The 15,792-nt window shown below is 67.1% G+C and carries 15 protein-coding genes; 12 read left to right on the plus strand and 3 right to left on the minus strand.

What is annotated here, in order from left to right; genetic code table 11:
• Nucleotides 1-95 precede the first annotated feature (95 nt).
• From ACFB49_RS22420 to tatC, 10 genes are all read left to right on the plus strand, one after another.
• Nucleotides 96-1,772, plus strand: coding sequence for an SPOR domain-containing protein (locus ACFB49_RS22420; protein ID WP_380873912.1), 1,677 nt, complete (start codon nt 96-98; stop codon nt 1,770-1,772).
• 41 nt (nt 1,773-1,813) lie between these two features.
• On the plus strand, nt 1,814-2,980 hold the full coding sequence (locus tag ACFB49_RS22425) for a deoxyguanosinetriphosphate triphosphohydrolase (RefSeq protein WP_380873914.1): 1,167 nt from the start codon (nt 1,814-1,816) through the stop codon (nt 2,978-2,980).
• Between the two features lie 65 nt (nt 2,981-3,045).
• Nucleotides 3,046-4,773: an arginine--tRNA ligase gene (argS, locus tag ACFB49_RS22430; RefSeq protein WP_380873916.1), complete on the plus strand. Its 1,728-nt coding sequence runs from the start codon at nt 3,046-3,048 to the stop codon at nt 4,771-4,773.
• Nucleotides 4,773-5,585 carry an SPOR domain-containing protein gene (locus ACFB49_RS22435; RefSeq protein ID WP_380873917.1) on the plus strand — a complete coding sequence of 271 codons (813 nt, stop codon included), beginning with the start codon at nt 4,773-4,775 and terminating at the stop codon, nt 5,583-5,585. Before argS ends, ACFB49_RS22435 begins: the two co-directional genes overlap by 1 nt.
• Before the next feature lie 120 nt (nt 5,586-5,705).
• A complete protein-coding gene (nagZ, locus tag ACFB49_RS22440) occupies nt 5,706-6,713 on the plus strand; it encodes a beta-N-acetylhexosaminidase (RefSeq protein WP_380873919.1) in 1,008 nt (335 codons plus the stop codon).
• Nucleotides 6,714-6,768: 55 nt separating this feature from the next.
• Nucleotides 6,769-7,527: a segregation and condensation protein A gene (locus tag ACFB49_RS22445; RefSeq protein WP_380873921.1), complete on the plus strand. Its 759-nt coding sequence runs from the start codon at nt 6,769-6,771 to the stop codon at nt 7,525-7,527.
• The gene (scpB, locus tag ACFB49_RS22450; protein ID WP_380873923.1) at nt 7,524-8,102 is read left to right on the plus strand and encodes an SMC-Scp complex subunit ScpB; all 579 of its coding nucleotides are present in this window, start codon (nt 7,524-7,526) and stop codon (nt 8,100-8,102) included. Before ACFB49_RS22445 ends, scpB begins: the two co-directional genes overlap by 4 nt.
• Nucleotides 8,103-8,128: 26 nt before the next feature.
• Entirely contained in the window at nt 8,129-8,371 is a 243-nt protein-coding gene (locus ACFB49_RS22455; protein WP_380873924.1) for a twin-arginine translocase TatA/TatE family subunit, read from the plus strand.
• 125 nt (nt 8,372-8,496) lie between these two features.
• Nucleotides 8,497-8,946, plus strand: coding sequence for a Sec-independent protein translocase protein TatB (tatB, locus tag ACFB49_RS22460; protein WP_380873926.1), 450 nt, complete (start codon nt 8,497-8,499; stop codon nt 8,944-8,946).
• Nucleotides 8,943-9,713, plus strand: a complete 771-nt coding sequence (gene tatC, locus ACFB49_RS22465; protein ID WP_380873928.1) for a twin-arginine translocase subunit TatC — start codon at nt 8,943-8,945, stop codon at nt 9,711-9,713. The genes tatB and tatC overlap by 4 nt, the downstream gene beginning before the upstream one ends.
• A 60-nt stretch (nt 9,714-9,773) precedes the next feature.
• On the opposite strand, the gene ACFB49_RS22470 is transcribed toward tatC, so the two are convergent.
• Complete coding sequence (locus tag ACFB49_RS22470) at nt 9,774-9,899, minus strand: entericidin A/B family lipoprotein (protein WP_380873929.1); 126 nt, start codon at nt 9,897-9,899, stop codon at nt 9,774-9,776.
• A gap of 344 nt (nt 9,900-10,243) precedes the next feature.
• On the opposite strand from ACFB49_RS22470, the gene ACFB49_RS22475 reads away from it, so the two are divergent.
• Nucleotides 10,244-10,420, plus strand: coding sequence for a hypothetical protein (locus tag ACFB49_RS22475; RefSeq protein WP_380873931.1), 177 nt, complete (start codon nt 10,244-10,246; stop codon nt 10,418-10,420).
• Here the strand turns inward: ACFB49_RS22475 and ACFB49_RS22480 are convergent.
• A complete protein-coding gene (locus ACFB49_RS22480; protein ID WP_380873933.1) occupies nt 10,417-11,487 on the minus strand; it encodes a class I SAM-dependent methyltransferase in 1,071 nt (356 codons plus the stop codon). The genes ACFB49_RS22475 and ACFB49_RS22480 overlap by 4 nt on opposite strands.
• A gap of 141 nt (nt 11,488-11,628) precedes the next feature.
• Here ACFB49_RS22480 and ACFB49_RS22485 point away from each other — a divergent pair, with 141 nt between their 5' ends.
• The gene (locus ACFB49_RS22485) at nt 11,629-12,552 is read left to right on the plus strand and encodes a DUF808 domain-containing protein (RefSeq protein ID WP_380873935.1); all 924 of its coding nucleotides are present in this window, start codon (nt 11,629-11,631) and stop codon (nt 12,550-12,552) included.
• A 5-nt stretch (nt 12,553-12,557) separates the two neighbouring features.
• On the opposite strand, the gene ACFB49_RS22490 is transcribed toward ACFB49_RS22485, so the two are convergent.
• The gene (locus ACFB49_RS22490) at nt 12,558-15,776 is read right to left on the minus strand and encodes a tetratricopeptide repeat protein (protein ID WP_380873936.1); all 3,219 of its coding nucleotides are present in this window, start codon (nt 15,774-15,776) and stop codon (nt 12,558-12,560) included.
• Between the last annotated feature and the right edge of the window lie 16 nt (nt 15,777-15,792).

Raw genomic sequence — 15,792 nt, forward strand, 5'->3', positions numbered from 1 at the left:
CGCACCCGCCTCGTCGCCCTGCTCAACCGGATCGGCGTGGGCGTGTAACGAACCTCTTGCGGTTCGCTCGCGTGCAACCTCTATGTGGCCCGATCATGCACATTCGATTCCCGTCGATCGCTCGTCTGCTGGCATGCGTTGCGCCGCTGGCGTTGTTCGTGGTCGCGCCCGCGACGCCTGCCTTCGCACAGGCCGCGCAGCCGCTGCCCGACCTCATTGCGCCGGGCGATCCCGCGGAATCGCTGAGCCGCTATCTCAGGATGCTCGCGGCCAATCCGCGCGATCTTAATTCGCTGATCGGGGCAGGACGGGCGGCGCTGATGGTCGGCGATCCGGCCGCGGCGCTGGGCTTCTTCGCTCGCGCGGAGGAGATTTCGCCGCGCAACGGACGCATCAAGGCGGGTCTCGCTTCTTCGCTCGTCCAGATGGAACAGCCCCGCGCGGCGCTCAAATTGTTCGACGAGGCGGTCTCGCTCGGCGTGCCCGAGGCCGATATCGCCGGCGACCGCGGCCTCGCCCATGATCTGCGCGGCGACAACAAGCGCGCGCAGATGGATTACAATTTGGCGCTGCGCCAGCGCGACGACCCCGAGATCACCGAACGGCTGGCGCTGTCGATGGCGATTGCCGGCGATCGCCCAGGCGCGTTGACCGTGCTCGATCCGCTGCTGCGCAAGGGCGATCGATCCGCCTTTCGCGTCCGGGCGTTCGTGCTGGCGATGAGCGGCGATCGCGCCGGGGCGCAGCGCCTGGCCGATGCGATGATGCCTGCCGGCCAGGCCGCCGCGATGGGCCAGTTCTTCGGCCGGCTGGGCGATCTGAAGCCGACGCAGAAGGCGCTCGCCGTCCATTTCGGCCGGCTGCCGTCCGACGGCCGGCGCTATAGCGAGGCTGAACTTTTTGCCGATGCGGTGCTTTCGACCCCGCAGGGCCAGCCGCGCCCGGCCACGCCCGCCGCGGATACGCCGCTGATCCCCACCGGCCCCGCTCTGGGCACAACGACGCAGCCGCCCGCCGCGGATCGCGTCGCCAGCCAGCTCGATCCCGCCGGTAAGGCCCCCCGCCGCCGGCCGGGCGCGGACGCGAATGCGGCGGCGACCACCACGACCAAGCCAGCCAGCAAATCTGCCAAGACCACGGCCAAGCCGCAGACGCCGACGCAGGTCACTGCCACTGCGCCGCAGCCCACGCCGCCCGTGATCGCGATCCCGGCTCCACCCACCCGGATGGCGGCGCTCGTCGGCCCGACCTCGGAACTGTCCACCGCCGATCCCGCCGCCGTCGAAGCGAAGGCTCGGGCCGAAGCGGAAGCCAAGGCGAAGGCCGATGCAGACGCGAAAGCCAAGGCCGATGCCGCCGCCAAGGTGAAGGCGGACGCACGGGCTAAGGCAAAGGCCGACGCGAAGGCCAAGGCGGACGCCAAGGCCAAGGCCGACGCCAAACTCAAGGCCGAAGCGGATGCCAAGGCGAAAGCGGAAGCCAAGGCCAAGGCGGCCGCGCCGGAGCGTTATTGGGTGCAGGTCGCGTCGGGCAAGAACAAGGCCGATCTCCCCAAGGTCTGGGCCAAGCTCAAGGCTGACAAGCCGAGCTTCTTCAACGGCCGCTCGCCCTGGGTGTCGTCCTGGCGCGCGTCCAACCGCCTGCTCGTCGGCCCGTTCAAGACGGACGCGGAGGCCCAGGCGTTCGTCAACAAGCTTGCCGGCGCCGGCATGTCGACCTTCCAGTTCACCTCCCGCGCGGGCGTACCCGTGGAGAAGCTGTCGACCAAATAGACGGGTGGACTTGTCCGCCCGCCCCCGGCAAAGCCGCGGCCATGGCTGAACTCGCCCCTTATGCCGCCGATCCCGCTCGTTCGCGCGGGCGTCGCCATGTCGAGCCGGGCGGGGAGACGCGGGGGCCGCGTGACGCTTTCCAGCGCGATCGCGATCGCATCATCCATTCGATCGCCTTCCGCCGGCTGCGCCACAAGACGCAGGTGTTCGTGGCGCCCGACGGCGATCATTTCCGCGTCCGGTTGACCCACAGTCTCGAAGTCGCGCAGATCGGCCGCACCATCGCCCGCGCGCTCAACCTCAACGAGGATCTGACCGAGGCCCTGTGCCTTGCGCACGACATCGGCCATCCGCCCTTCGGCCATTCGGGCGAGGATGCGCTGAAGGCGGCGACGGCCGATGCGGGCGGTTTCGATCATAATGCCCATACGCTGCGGGTGCTGACCCGGCTGGAAACGCCTTACCCCTCCTGGGACGGCCTCAATCTTTCATGGGAAACGCTGGAGGGGCTGGCCAAGCATAATGGCCCGATCCTTTCGCCCACCTGGGCGATGGCCGAGGAGGATGCGGATTTCCCGCTCGATCTTTCCACCTACGCTTCACTCGAGGCACAGGTCGCGGCGATTGCCGACGACATCGCCTATGACAATCACGATATCGACGATGGCCTGCGCGCGGGCCTGATCGATCTGGACGATGTGGTGGCGCAGCCGCTGGTCGCGCCGGGCTGGGCGGCGGTCATCGCACGCCATCCGAATGCGCCGCGGCCGCGCCTGATCGCCGAGCTGGTGCGCGAACAGATCGGCCGGATGGTCAATGATCTGCTGGTCGCGACCCGCGCCCAGCTGGCGGAGTTGCGGCCCGCGAGTGTCGAAGATGTCCGCGCCGCCGGCCGGCCGCTGGTCGGCTTTTCGGACGCGATGGCGGCCGACGAGCGCGCGTTCAAGCGCTTCATGTATGCGCGCCTCTATCATCATCCGAGCCAGCTTGCCGTCGCCGAGAAGGCCGGACAGATCGTCGCCGGCCTCGCCGCCGCCTATCGCGCCGATCCGTCGCTGCTGCCCGAACATTGGCGCGCAACGCTGCCCGCCGCCGAGCCGGAGCGCACCCGCCACATCGCCGATTTCATCGCCGGCATGACCGATCGCTACGCCGTCGCCCGCCATTGCGAGGTGGTTGGGCCGGTGGAGATGCCCGAGGGGCTGTGAATGTGGACGGGGAGCGGTTGTTTCCGCTAAGGCCGCCGCAATTCTCTCCTTCGCGGATATGCCTTGTGACTCTTTACGCCCGTTTTGCCGATCGCATCGGCCAGATCCTTGATGAGCTTGCCGCTGCTGGCGATCTGCCGGCGGGACTCGATCGGCGCAATGTCACGGTGGAGCCGCCGCGCGATCCGGCGCATGGCGATCTGGCGACCAACGCGGCGATGGTGCTGGCCAAGCCCGCGGGCAAGAATCCGCGTGACCTCGCTAACCTGATCGCGCCCAAGCTCGCGCGCTTGCCGGAGATCGCGTCGGCCGAGGTGGCCGGCCCGGGCTTTATCAACGTGCGGCTGACCGATCAGACGTGGCGCGAGGAACTGGCCGCGATCCTCGCTGACGGCGGCGATTATGGCCGGTCGAAGCTGGGTGCGGGCCAGCGGGTCAATGTCGAATATGTCTCGGCCAACCCGACGGGTCCGATGCATATGGGCCATTGCCGCGGCGCGGTTGTCGGCGATGCGCTGGCGAGCCTGCTCGAATATGCCGGCTACGCCGTCACCCGCGAATATTATATCAACGATGCCGGCAGCCAGGTGGAGACGCTCGCCCGCTCGGCACATCTGCGCTACCGGCAGGCGCTGGGCGAGCAGGGGATCACCATCCCCGAGGGCCTGTATCCCGGCGATTATCTGATCCCGATCGGCGAGAAGCTCGCCGCCGAATTCGGCGATCGTTACGTTAATGCGCCCGACAGCGAATGGCTGACCCTGTTCCGCGAGAAGACGGTCGCGGCGATGATGGACCTGATCCGCGCCGATCTCGCATTGCTCGGCATCCATCACGACGTCTTCGCGTCTGAAGCCAAGGTGCAGACCGATGGCCGGGTGAAGACCGCGCTCGACAAGCTGCGGGCCGACGGCCTCGTCTATGAAGGCGTGCTCGAAGCGCCCAAGGGTGAGGTTCCCGACGACTGGGAACCGGTCGAGATGACGCTGTTCCGCGCCACCCAGTTCGGCGACGATAGCGACCGGCCGGTGATGAAGGCCGACGGCAGCCTCACCTATTTCGGCACCGATCTCGCTTATCATGCCCAGAAGGCGGAGAGCGCCGATCAGCTGATCGACATCTGGGGCGCCGACCATGCCGGCACCGTCAAGCGCATCCAGGCCGCGGTGAAGGCGCTGACCGGTGGCACCAAGCCGTTCGACGTCAAGCTCGTCCAGATGGTCCGGCTGCTCCGCGGCGGTGAGCCGGTGAAGATGTCCAAGCGTTCGGGCAGCTTCGTCACGCTGGCGGATGTGGTGCGTGAGGTCGGCAAGGATGTCGTCCGTTTCACCATGCTCACCCGCAAGGCGGATGCGCAGATGGACTTCGATTTCGCCAAGGTGGTGGAAGCGTCGAAGGACAATCCGGTCTTCTACGTCCAATACGCCCATGCCCGCATCTGCTCGCTCCATCGCCGCCTGGCGGAAGCGAAGATGCAGCTCTCCGCGCCCGATCTCTCGCGGCTCGATGCCGAGGAACTGGCGTTGGTGAAGCTCGCCGCGCAGTTCCCGCGGATCGTGGAGAGCGCCGCGGCGAATCATGAGCCGCACCGCATCGCTTTCTATCTCTACGATCTCGCCGCCGCGCTCCATGCGCTGTGGAACCGTGGCAATGATGACCCGACCCGCCGCTTTTTGCAGGTGGATGCGCCGGAAATCACGTCGGCCCGTCTGGCCCTTGCCGATGCGATCGGGCAGATTATCCGAAACGGCCTGGCCGTCATGGGGGTCGCTGCGGCCGAGGAGATGCATTGATGACGGACGCTGATCGGGGACGCTTCGGCCTCGCGGACGAGGATCGTCTGCCCTGGCTCGAAGCGGTCGAGGATGAGCATGAGCATGGCGGCGTCGGCGCGGGCAAGCTGATTGCCGCGGTGATTGCGGCCTTGGTCTTCATCGGCCTTGTCGTCGGCGGCATCTTCTGGATGCGCGAACGCAACGCCCCGGCGGGATCGGGCGAGCTGATCGCGGCGCCGGAAGGCGATTACAAGGTGCCCGCCGAAGGCGTCACCGCAAACGGCATGGCCGTTGCGGGCGAGGGCGATGCGGCCTTCGCGACCAGCGAGGGGCAGCAGCTCGATTCGGCGATCAACCCCAACGCCCAGCCCGAAGCGCCGGTCGCCGGCGTGTCGGTGGACGTGTCGCCGGTGCGGACGACCACCCTGCCGCCGTCGCAGGTGGCGCAGAACGCTGCACCCATCCCGGCTCAGGTGAAGCCCGCCACCCCGGCGCCGACCAAGGTCGCCGAGGCGAAGCCGGTCGCGCCCGCAGCCACCAAGCCGGTCAGCCAACCGACCAACCTGCTGCCTGCGGCCGCGACGCCTACGCCCAAGCCGGCGATGGCGGGCGGGACGATCCAGCTCGGCGCCTTCAATTCGGAAGCGATTGCGGCGGGTGAATGGGGCAAACTTTCCAAGTCGTTCCCCGAACTCGGTAAGCTCAGCCGCTCGATCACCACGGTCGAGGTCGGCGGCAAGACGCTCTATCGCCTCCGTGCCAGCGGCATCGGCGCGCGCGAAGCGTGCAAGACGCTGAAGTCCGCCGGCAAGCCCTGCAACGCGGTTTGACATAACCAACGTCATCCCCGCGCAGGCGGGGATCCATAAACAGCGCGTCGATGGGTTCGCGACGTCAGAGAATATGGATTCCCGCCTGCGCGGGAATGACGATCGAAAGAGGCTGAAGCCATGACCCCCCTGATCCTCGGCCTCGCCGGCACCTCACTCTCCGCCGAAGAGCGCGCCTTCTTCGCTGATGTCGATCCCGCGGGCTTCATCCTGTTCCGCCGCAATGTGGAAACCGCCGATCAGCTCCGCGCGCTGACCGACGCCTTGCGCGAAATCGTCGGCCGCGCCGACGTGCCGATCCTGATCGATCAGGAAGGCGGCCGTGTCGCGCGGATGCAGCCGCCGGTATGGCCCGCCTTCCCCAAGGCGGAGCTGTTCGACCGGCTTTATGGCGTCGCCCCCGCCTCGGCGATCGAGGCGGCGCGGGCGAACGCGCAGGCGATCGCGACGATGCTGTTCGAAGCCGGCATCAACGTGAACTGCCTGCCCTTGCTCGATGTCCGCCAGCCGGACGCGCATGACATCATCGGCGATCGGGCGCTGGGTGCGGAACCGCTGCGTGTCGCCGCGCTGGGCCGCGCGGTGCTGGAAGGGATGCAGGCGGCCGGCGTGGTCGGCGTCGTCAAGCATATCCCCGGCCATGGCCGCGCGATGGCCGACAGCCATGTCGAACTGCCCGTCGTCACCGCCGATGAAGCGGAGTTGGAAAAGGATTTGGCGCCCTTCATCACGCTCAACGGCGCGCCGATGGGGATGACCGCGCATGTCGTCTACACCGCCTGGGATGCGGACGAATGCGCCAGCCTCTCCGCTAAGGTGATTGGCGGGATCATCCGTGGCCGCATCGGTTTCGATGGGCTGCTGATGTCGGACGATCTCGGCATGCACGCCTTGCAGGGCGATTTCGGCCAGCGCGCGGCGGGTGTGCTTGCGGCGGGCTGCGACATCGCGCTTCATTGCTCGGGCGACATGGCCGAGATGCAGGCGATCGCCGACGCGGTCGGCCCGATCGGGGAGGAAGCCAAGACGCGTCTCGATCGCGCGATGGCGACGGTTGCGGGGCGGACGCCCGGCACCGGCTTTGCCGAACTCGTCGCCAAGCGGGATGCGCTGCTGGAATATGCCTGAGCCGTCGTGTCAGCCTTCGCTGGCATGACACGAAGAGGCAGGCTAGCGTGGCGCCATGCCTGACGTCGCCGACGATTTCGAACTTCCGCTCGGCTCACCCGACACGCTCAATCTGATGCTGGACGGGTGGGAAGGGCCGCTCGATCTGCTGCTCAATCTTGCGCGCGCGCAGAAGGTCGATCTGCGCGAAATCTCGATCCTTGCGCTCGTCGAGCAATATCTCGCCTTCATCGAGGATGCGAAGGCGCTCAAGCTGGAAATCGCCGCCGATTATCTCGTGATGGCGGCCTGGCTTGCTTATCTCAAATCCGGGCTGCTGCTGCCCAAGGACCCGGAAATCGATCCGAGCCCCGAGGAACTGGCGCTCCGGCTCCAGCTCCGCTTGCAACGGCTGGATGCGATGCGCGAGGCGGGGGCGCGGTTGATGGGGCGGGACCGGCTCGGCCGCGACGTTTTCCAGCGCGGGGCGCCGGAGGGGTTGAAGGTCGTCCGCAAGGCCGCCTGGCAGGTCGAACTTTACGATCTGATCTCGGCCTATGGCGCGATCCGCGCGCGGTCCGAGCCTGTCTTCCACGTCGTCTCGCGCCGGCCGGTGATGACGCTCGATGAAGCGATGCGGCGGGTGGAGCGGCTGATCGGCGTCTCGCTCGACTGGGCGGCGCTCGAAAGCTTCCTGCCGGCCACGCCCGACGAGGAGTATCGCCGCTCCGCGCTCGCCTCCAGCTTCGTCGCCGCGCTGGAACTGGCGCGGCTGGGCAAGGCGCAACTCGACCAGGCGGAACCCTTCGCCCCGCTGATGATCCGCGCCGCATGAACCCGCCCGACGATCTCCTCCGCGCTATCGAAGCTGCGCTGTTTGCCGCGGAAGCGCCGTTGTCGCTGACCGAGATCATGGCGGCGGTGGGCGAGGTGGGCGATGTCCGCCGCACGCTCGCGCGGTTGCAGGAGGATTATGCCGGGCGCGGCATCAACCTGGTCGAACGCGGCGGCCGCTGGCATTTCCAGACGGCGGCCGATCTCGCCCACATCCTCCGCCGCGATCGCGAGGAAGCCCGCCGCCTCAGCCGCGCCGGCGTCGAGACGCTGGCGATCATCGCCTATCATGAGCCGGTCAGCCGCGCCGAGATCGAGGCGATTCGTGGCGTCCAGATCAGCAAGGGTACGCTCGACGTGCTGATGGAAGCGGGCTGGATCCGCCCCGCGGGCCGCCGCGAAGTGCCGGGCCGGCCACTCATTTATGCGACGACGCCAGCATTTCTCGCGCATTTCGGCCTTTCCAGCCGCCGCGACCTGCCGGGCATCGACGATCTCAAGGCCGCGGGGCTGCTCGATCCGGTCGATTTGGCCTTCGCGCAGCTAGAGGTGGAAAGCAGCGACGCAGACGACTAGATAGGAAGCTTACCAGGAGAATTTACATGGGTGGCCTCAGTATCTGGCATTGGCTCGTTGTTGGCGTGATCGTCCTGCTGCTGTTCGGCAAGGGGCGCTTCTCCGACATGATGGGCGATGTCGCCAAGGGCATCAAAAGCTTCAAAAAGGGCATGGCCGAAGAGGACGATGCGGCCAAGCCCGCGCCGCGCCTCCAGGCACAGCCGCCGCTGGAGCCCAATGCCGATCGCAACCTCCAGCCGATGCAGGACGACCGGCCGGCGCAATAAGCCCGGCCGCCTTCTGTTCCACGTCCCCGCAACCGGCGGGGATCCATGCCTCCGGCGGCGCTGAAAAGAGCGCCAGCGTAGCGCCTATGGATTACGGCCCGCCGCGAGAGTAACCCAGCACCCGCATGTTTGATGTTGCCCCAACCGAGCTGATGCTGGTCGCGCTGGTCGCGCTGGTCGTGATCGGCCCCAAGGACCTGCCGCGCCTGATGCGGATCGTCGGCCAGTGGGTCGCCAAGGCCCGCGGCATGGCCCGCCATTTCCGGTCCGGCATGGACGAGATGATCCGCCAGTCGGAAATTGAGGAGATGGAGAAGAAGTGGGCCGAGGAAAATGCCCGCATCATGCGCGAACATCCCGTGCTCCGTGATGAAGGCGCGCCGCAGATGACGCCGCTGCCCGATGCTACGGCAGCCGATGTCGCTTCTTCTGAAATCGCCCCGCCCGAAACCTCGACACCTGATGTCGGCCCGCCGGCGGTGGAAAAGCCGGCGCCGGATATGCCGCAATTCGATCTGCCGCAGCCTGAATTGCCGCTGTCCGATCACCGCCCGGCGACGGACAAGCCGGCATGATCAACGACATTGACGAGACCAAGGCGCCTTTGCTCGATCATCTGGTCGAACTGCGCAGGCGCCTGTTGTGGAGTTTCGCGGCGCTGGGTGCGGCCTTCGCGCTCTGCCTCTATTTCGCCAAGCCGATCTTCGCCTTCCTCGTCCAGCCGCTGCTGAAAGCGGGGCAGGGCAAGCTCATTTACACGAATATCTTCGAGGCCTTCTTCGCCGAGATCAAGGTGGCCTTCTTCTCGGCGCTGATGCTGGCCTTCCCCGTCGTCGCCAACCAGCTCTGGCAGTTCGTGGCACCCGGCCTCTACGCCAAGGAAAAGCGCGCACTGCTGCCGTTTCTTGCCTTCACGCCGATCCTGTTCCTGGCGGGTGCGGCGATGGCTTATTATTTCGCGATGCCGGTCGCACTGCATTTCCTGCTGAGCTACCAAGGCAATGTCGGTGGGGTCAGCCAGGAGGCATTGCCCGGCGTCGGCAATTATCTGGATTTCGTCACCAAGTTCATCTTCGGCTTCGGGGTCGCCTTCCTGCTGCCGGTGCTGCTGATGCTGCTGGAACGCGCCGGCATCGTCACGCGGCAGCAGCTCAAGTCCGGCCGGCGCTATGCGATCGTTGGGGCCTTCGCCATCGCCGCGGTGCTGACGCCGCCCGACGTCGTCTCCCAGCTTATGCTCGCGATCCCGCTGGTGCTGCTCTATGAACTCGCCTTGATCGCGATCTGGTTTACCGAGAAACGGCGCGCGCGAGAGAAGCAGGCTGAGGATATCGCCGCCTGAATCGAAAGGGCGCCGCCCGAACAGGCGACGCCCTCGAAAAGAACTGGGATGGACGGAGCGTTACTTCGCCGCGTCTTCCACGGTCTCACCGGCCGATTGCACGTCCTTGCCGGCACCTTCCACTGTGTTGCACGCCGAAACGATGAGCGCACTGGCAACAAGCGCGAGGGTGAAAATCTTCCGCATCGAATTGCTCCTGTCCAACTGTTCCCAATGGAACGCAGGCCAATCAATGCGCGGGCGCACATCATTGTTCCGCTGCCGATCCCGTCTTCAACGGTTCGTCGCAAAGCGGGACAAGTGGCTGAATCCAGAAATAATGCGGGCCCGGAAGCCGTCGTCGGGGGGAGGATCGACAGCTTCCGGGCCCTGGGTTCGGATAGCGTGAGCGGGGGGGCATAAGGTCGCTATCCGAATTGCGGGAACGAGCCGGGCGCGCCTCGGTTCCACGCATTGTAAAAAAAATTTACACCGCTCGTCGCAACCCTCGTCGCATCCGGTGGGTTAGGGTCCGAAAGCGAGGTCCCCGAATGGCAAAACCACCAAAAGATCCGGCCGGCGAAAAGGCCGTTTCGTCCGACATCCACGGCGTTCATGGCGATCGCAAGCCGGTGAACACACCCGAAAACAGCGATCCTGCTCTCGGCCGGCGGCTGCAGCAGGAAGAAGACGATAATCGCGCCCGGCCGAAACCCAGCCGCAGCTAGGGTCGCGCTTCCAGCACCAGGTTGAACGGCGTTTCGGCCGCGCGGCGGACCTTGCTGAAGCCCGCGTCGCGCAGCACGTCGGTCAGCCGGGCCTCGCCCGCCTGCGCGCCGAGCGCGAGGCCGACCTCCTGCGCCAGCGATCCCGGCGTGCAGATCATCGTCGATGCCGAATAATACATGCGGCCGACCGGGTTCATGTTGGCGTCCACGCTGTCGCCGGCAAAGGGCTCGACCAGCATGAAGGTGCCGTCGGGTTTCAGCATCTCGCGGATATGGCGCGCAGCACCCACGGGATCGCCCATGTCGTGCAGGCAATCGAAACAGGCGACCAGATCATAATCGCCGCCCGGCGCTTCCTTGGCCGACGCGACCTCGAACGTCAGATTGGCGGGCGAGCCGGCTTCCTTTGCGGCCTCGCGTGCGCGATCGATCGAGGCGCCATGATAATCGAAGCCCACGAACTCGCTATCGGGGAAGGCCTGCGCCATGATGACGGTGGAGGCGCCGGCGCCGCAGCCGATATCCGCCACCTTGGCATGGCCCTTCAGCCGATCGACCACGCCATCCAGCGCCGGTAGCCAGGTCTGGACGAGGTTGGCGCGATAGCCGGGGCGGAAGAAACGCTCGGTGCCGCGGAACAGGCATTCGTGATGCTCGTGCCAGCCGACGCCGCCGCCGGACTGGAAGGCGGCGGTGATCTTGGGCTCGTCGATATAGCCCGACGCGATCAGCTCGAACGCGCTCGCCACATAGACGGGCGAATCCTCGTCGGCGAGCGCCATCGCCTGTTCGGGCGTCATCTCAAACCGGCCGGTTGCCTTGTCATATTCGATGAAGCCGGATGCCGCCTGCGCGGCCAGCCATTCGCGGACATAGCGTTCGGCAAGGCGGGTCTTGGCGGCCAGTGCCTCGCTGGCGATCGGCCCGCTTTCGGCGAGCGCTTTGTATAGGCCGAGCTTCGCGCCGACGATCACCAGCGCGCCGCTCATCGCGGCGCCCATGTCGCCAACCATCTTGCCCATGAAGGATTCCAGCTTCGCTTGATCGACCGGACGGGTGCTGGCCATGGCCATTTCTCCATCGATTCGCGGGATGCGGGAACCTACCACAGTGCGGACCGTCATTCACGGATTCGCGCCGCCGCGGCATTGCATCGCAACACGACTGCGCTACCAGTGCGATCGACACGGACAGGGGAAAACCACGGAATGCCGACGGGATTGGTAGCGCTGCTGGACGATGTCGCGGCCATCACGAAGCTGGCGGCGTCCTCACTGGATGATGTCACCGCGGCTGCCGGCCGTGCGGGTGCCAAGGCGGCGGGCGTGGTGATCGACGATACCGCCGTGACGCCGCGCTACGTCACCGGCTTCTCGCCCGATCGCGAACTGCCGATGATCGGCAAGATCGCTTTGGGGTCGATCCGCAACAAGCTCCTGATCCTGCTTCCGGCGGCGATCGGCCTCAGCGCCTTCGCCGATTGGGCGATCACGCCGCTCTTGATGCTGGGTGGCGGCTATCTCTGCTTCGAAGGGGTCGAAAAGATCGTCCACGGCCTGTCGGGAGGCCATGAGGACACCGTGCCGGTGTTCGAGGAGCCGGCGGAGGTCGAAAAGCAAATGGTCGGTGGGGCCATCCGCACCGATCTGATCCTGTCGGCCGAAATCATGGCGATCGCGCTGGCTGATGTCGCAGACCAGTCACTCGGCACGCAGGCGACAGTGCTTGCCGTCGTCGCCCTTCTCGTCACGGCCGGCGTTTACGGCCTGGTCGGGTTGATCGTGAAGATGGACGATATCGGCCTGCATCTGGCCAAGAAGGACAGCGCGCCAGTGCGCGCAACGGGGCGTGGCTTGGTCAAGGGCATGCCGTTCGTGCTGAGCGCGCTCTCGACCATCGGCATCGCGGCGATGATCTGGGTCGGCGGCGGCATCATCGTCCACGGGTTGGAGCATTTCCACCTGACGCCGGTCCCGCATTGGGTCCATGGCACCGCCGTCGCTGCCGCCAATGCGGTGCCGGCCGCGCATGGCGTGGTCGAATGGCTCGTCCAGGCGATCGGATCGGGCATTGTCGGCCTGATCGTCGGCGGGGTGATTGTCGGCGCGCTCAAGCTGGTGAAGCGCCACTGATCTCCTCACTCCCCGTTCGAAATCACCGTGAAGGGGGCCCACGCCGCAGGGTGGACCCAGGCGTCGGTCCAGCCCGATACCGCGGACCCATCTGCGCGCTTGCCGGTGCGGATCGCCGCCATCGCGGTCTTGAGTGCATCGGCGCGGCCGCTACCGGTCTGGCGCAGGCCGAGCGTCTCGACCGTCAGCGCCGCGGTGGAATCGTCCGCGACCCGCCAATGGCTCGCCAGCAGCGAGGAGGCGCCGGCATAGAGGAAGGAGCGGGCGAGGCTTGAAAGGCTGTCCGCGCCGGGCGTGCCGTCGGTGGACGCCGTGTTGCACGCCGACAGGATCACCCAGTCGGCCGAAAGGTTGAGCTTGGAAACTTCCGACGCCGTCAGCAGTCCGTCGTCGCGACTGGACGGCGTGGCGGGTGGCGTGAACACCAGCCCCGGCTCCTCCAGCCCGCTCAGTTCGCCGGGCAGGATGCCGTGGGTGGCGAAGGCGAGCACACGCGTCTTGCGGATGGCAGGGTCGCTCCGCACCGATCCTTCGGTCGCCTTGGGGCCGAGATGGATTTCCTTGGCGCTGGCCTTCAGCGTCTTGGCCATCGCCGAAAGCTCGGTCGCGGTGCCGGGCAGCGGGCTCAGCGTGCGCAGCATCACCGGGTTGGCGAGCGGGATGCCGTCCGGCCCGGCAGGGCTGAACGCGCTGATCGTCGGGTCGAGCCCGCGCCCGGACTTGTCCGGCCCGTCAAGCACGGGCGCGCCATAGCCGACAAAGCCCGATCCCGCCGCAGCCGTCTGCCGCCGCAAAGCGCGCAACACCGATACGGACGGCAGGCTCGATAGCGCATAGCGATCGGCGAGCCACGGCGTCGCTTCCAGCACCTTCGGATCGGCGCCGTCCTCGCCCGGCTTGGGAGCGGCGGTCGGCAGCAGGCCGAGCGGCAGGCCGGCGAGCGCGCCCGACGTCACGACATAGACCAGTTTCTTGCCCTGAAAGGTCGCTTCGACCGGGGCCACCAGATCGCGATAGAGCGCGAACGCGGTCGGGCGGTCGAACGCCGCATAATTCTTCGCGACGAAGGGGGAATTGGGCGTCGCGCCGGCGTTGAGGTCCGCCACCGTCGCGGTGCGCGGGCAGGTGAGCGTGTCGACCTGGCAGCGCAGCCGCTCGACGCCCTTGGCGACGCGCGCCGACGCGCCTTCCGCCCGCGACCAGTTCGTCGCACTCTTCGTCACCGCGAAGCTGTAGACGTCGGCGCCCGACGAAACGATCATCAGCACCGCCTCATCCTCACCCAGCCGCGCCTGCGTGTCGGCGAAGGACAAGGCGCCGGGCTGCACTAGCTCGGCATAATCGGGATAATCCTTGCGGAGCTGGCGGTTCACGCCGGCGAGCGCGGTGGCGGTGCTCGCCAATTCGCTGCGGGCGGCGTTGGCGCGCTGGGTGTCGCTCTTGGTGAGCGCATCGAGCAGGCGCTCGTCCGCCTCGCGCACCTTGCTCGAAAGATCCTGCTGCTTGCGGACCAGCCCGGCCAGCGCATCGCTGCCGGCGGCGGCGCGCGCCGCCGTCTGCGCCATCGTCATCGCCGCGGCCGACGTGCCGAGATCTTGCGCGGAGGTGAAGGCCTCGCCGCGCAGCGCGTTCGCTTCCGTCGGGGCATCGGCGGCGCGCAGCCAGGACGCGCGGACCAGCGCCCCGAAGGCACCGGCCAGTGGATCGATCCGCGTCGCATCCTCGGCGCCCGCGCGTGCGATCGTCTGCTGGATGCCGCCCGCATCGCCCGCCGCTTCGCCCGAAAGCCGCGCGGCGCGGCGTTCGCGGACGATGCCGGTCGCTTCCCGCGCGGTGGTCACCGCCTTGGCCCGCTGTGCCGGCCCCATGTCGGACAGCAGGTTCGCCTGATCGGTCAGCGCCTCGGCGAGCGCCGGATGGGTGGGGCCGAACAGGGTGCGGCGGGATGCGACGCCCTTGTCATAGAGCGGGGCGGCCTGCGCATATTTCTTCTGCGACGCGAGATCGTGCGCCAGCTTGATCTGGCCGGTGGCGATGTCGGGATGGTTGGGGGCAAGCTTCGCCTGGCGGATCTTCAGCGCTTTCTCGAACAAGGGCTGCGCTTCCGCGGCCTTGCCCTGCCGTTCGAGGTTCACCGCGACGTTGGAATAGCCAATCGCGGTGATCGGATGGTCGGGACCGTAGATCTTCTCCCAGATCGCCAGCGCCCGCTGATAGAGCGGCTGGGCGGCCGCATAATCGCCCCGGCGGTTCAGGTTGTGCGCGACATTATTGTAGCTGGTCGCCGTTGCGCGGCCCTGCGGATCGCGCTCCACGCGAATGTCGAGCGCCTTGCGATAGGCCGGGCCCGCTTCGGCATAGCGCCCCTGCGCGTTCAGATTATAGCCGAGATTGTTATAGCTGGTGGCGACGCGCGGGTCCTTCTCGCCAAAGGCGGCGATGCGCATTGCCAGCACCTGGCGGTAGATCGGCTCCGCCTCGATATGGCGGCCGAGCGCGTCGAGGCTGGCGGCGACATTGTTGAGGATCAGCGCGCGATCCGCATCATTGCCGTCGAGCGCGGCATTGGCCGTGGCGAGCGCCTTGTCATAATAAGTCTTGGCGTCGTCATGGCGGCCCTGGCGGGCGAGATTATTGCCGAGATTATTATAGGCCAGCGCCACCCGCCGGCTCTTTTCGCCATAGCTGGCGATGCTGGCATCCAGCACTCTCTGGAAGATCGGCTGGGCATCGGCATAGCGGCCGAGTTGCTGATAGTTGCTCGCGAGGTTGGTCGCCGCGGTGGCGGTCAGCGGATGACCCTGGCCCAGGCTCTTCTCGAAGATAGCGAGTGATCGCTGGTAGAGCGGGGTCGCCTCGGCGAACTTGTCCTGCTCGCCCAGCCAGCCGGCGATCAGCCCCAGCGTGCCCGCCACCTCGGGATGCTCGGGGCCGCTCGTCGCTTCCTCGATCGCCAGCGCTTGTTTGCCCAGCACCACCGCATCCGCCCAGCGCCGCTCCGCCGTTGCCTTCTCCAGCCCGGCGCTGATCTTCTCGATCTGCGCCTGCTCCGCCGCATTGGGCGCTCGGATCGCGGGCGGGATCGTCGAGGGATCGACCGGCTTGGCACGAGCCGGGGCCGATTGCGCGAAGGCCGGCGTCGCGATCGGGCCGGCCAGTGCGATCAGGCAGGCAGAAAGCAGCAGGGCATGGCGGCGCGCGGCCGCCGGTCGGCTGGTCGTCATGCGGGGCTCCTCGCGC

This window comes from Sphingomonas sp. DBB INV C78 (assembly GCF_042693015.1).
In the GTDB taxonomy this organism is placed as follows: domain Bacteria; phylum Pseudomonadota; class Alphaproteobacteria; order Sphingomonadales; family Sphingomonadaceae; genus Sphingomonas_E.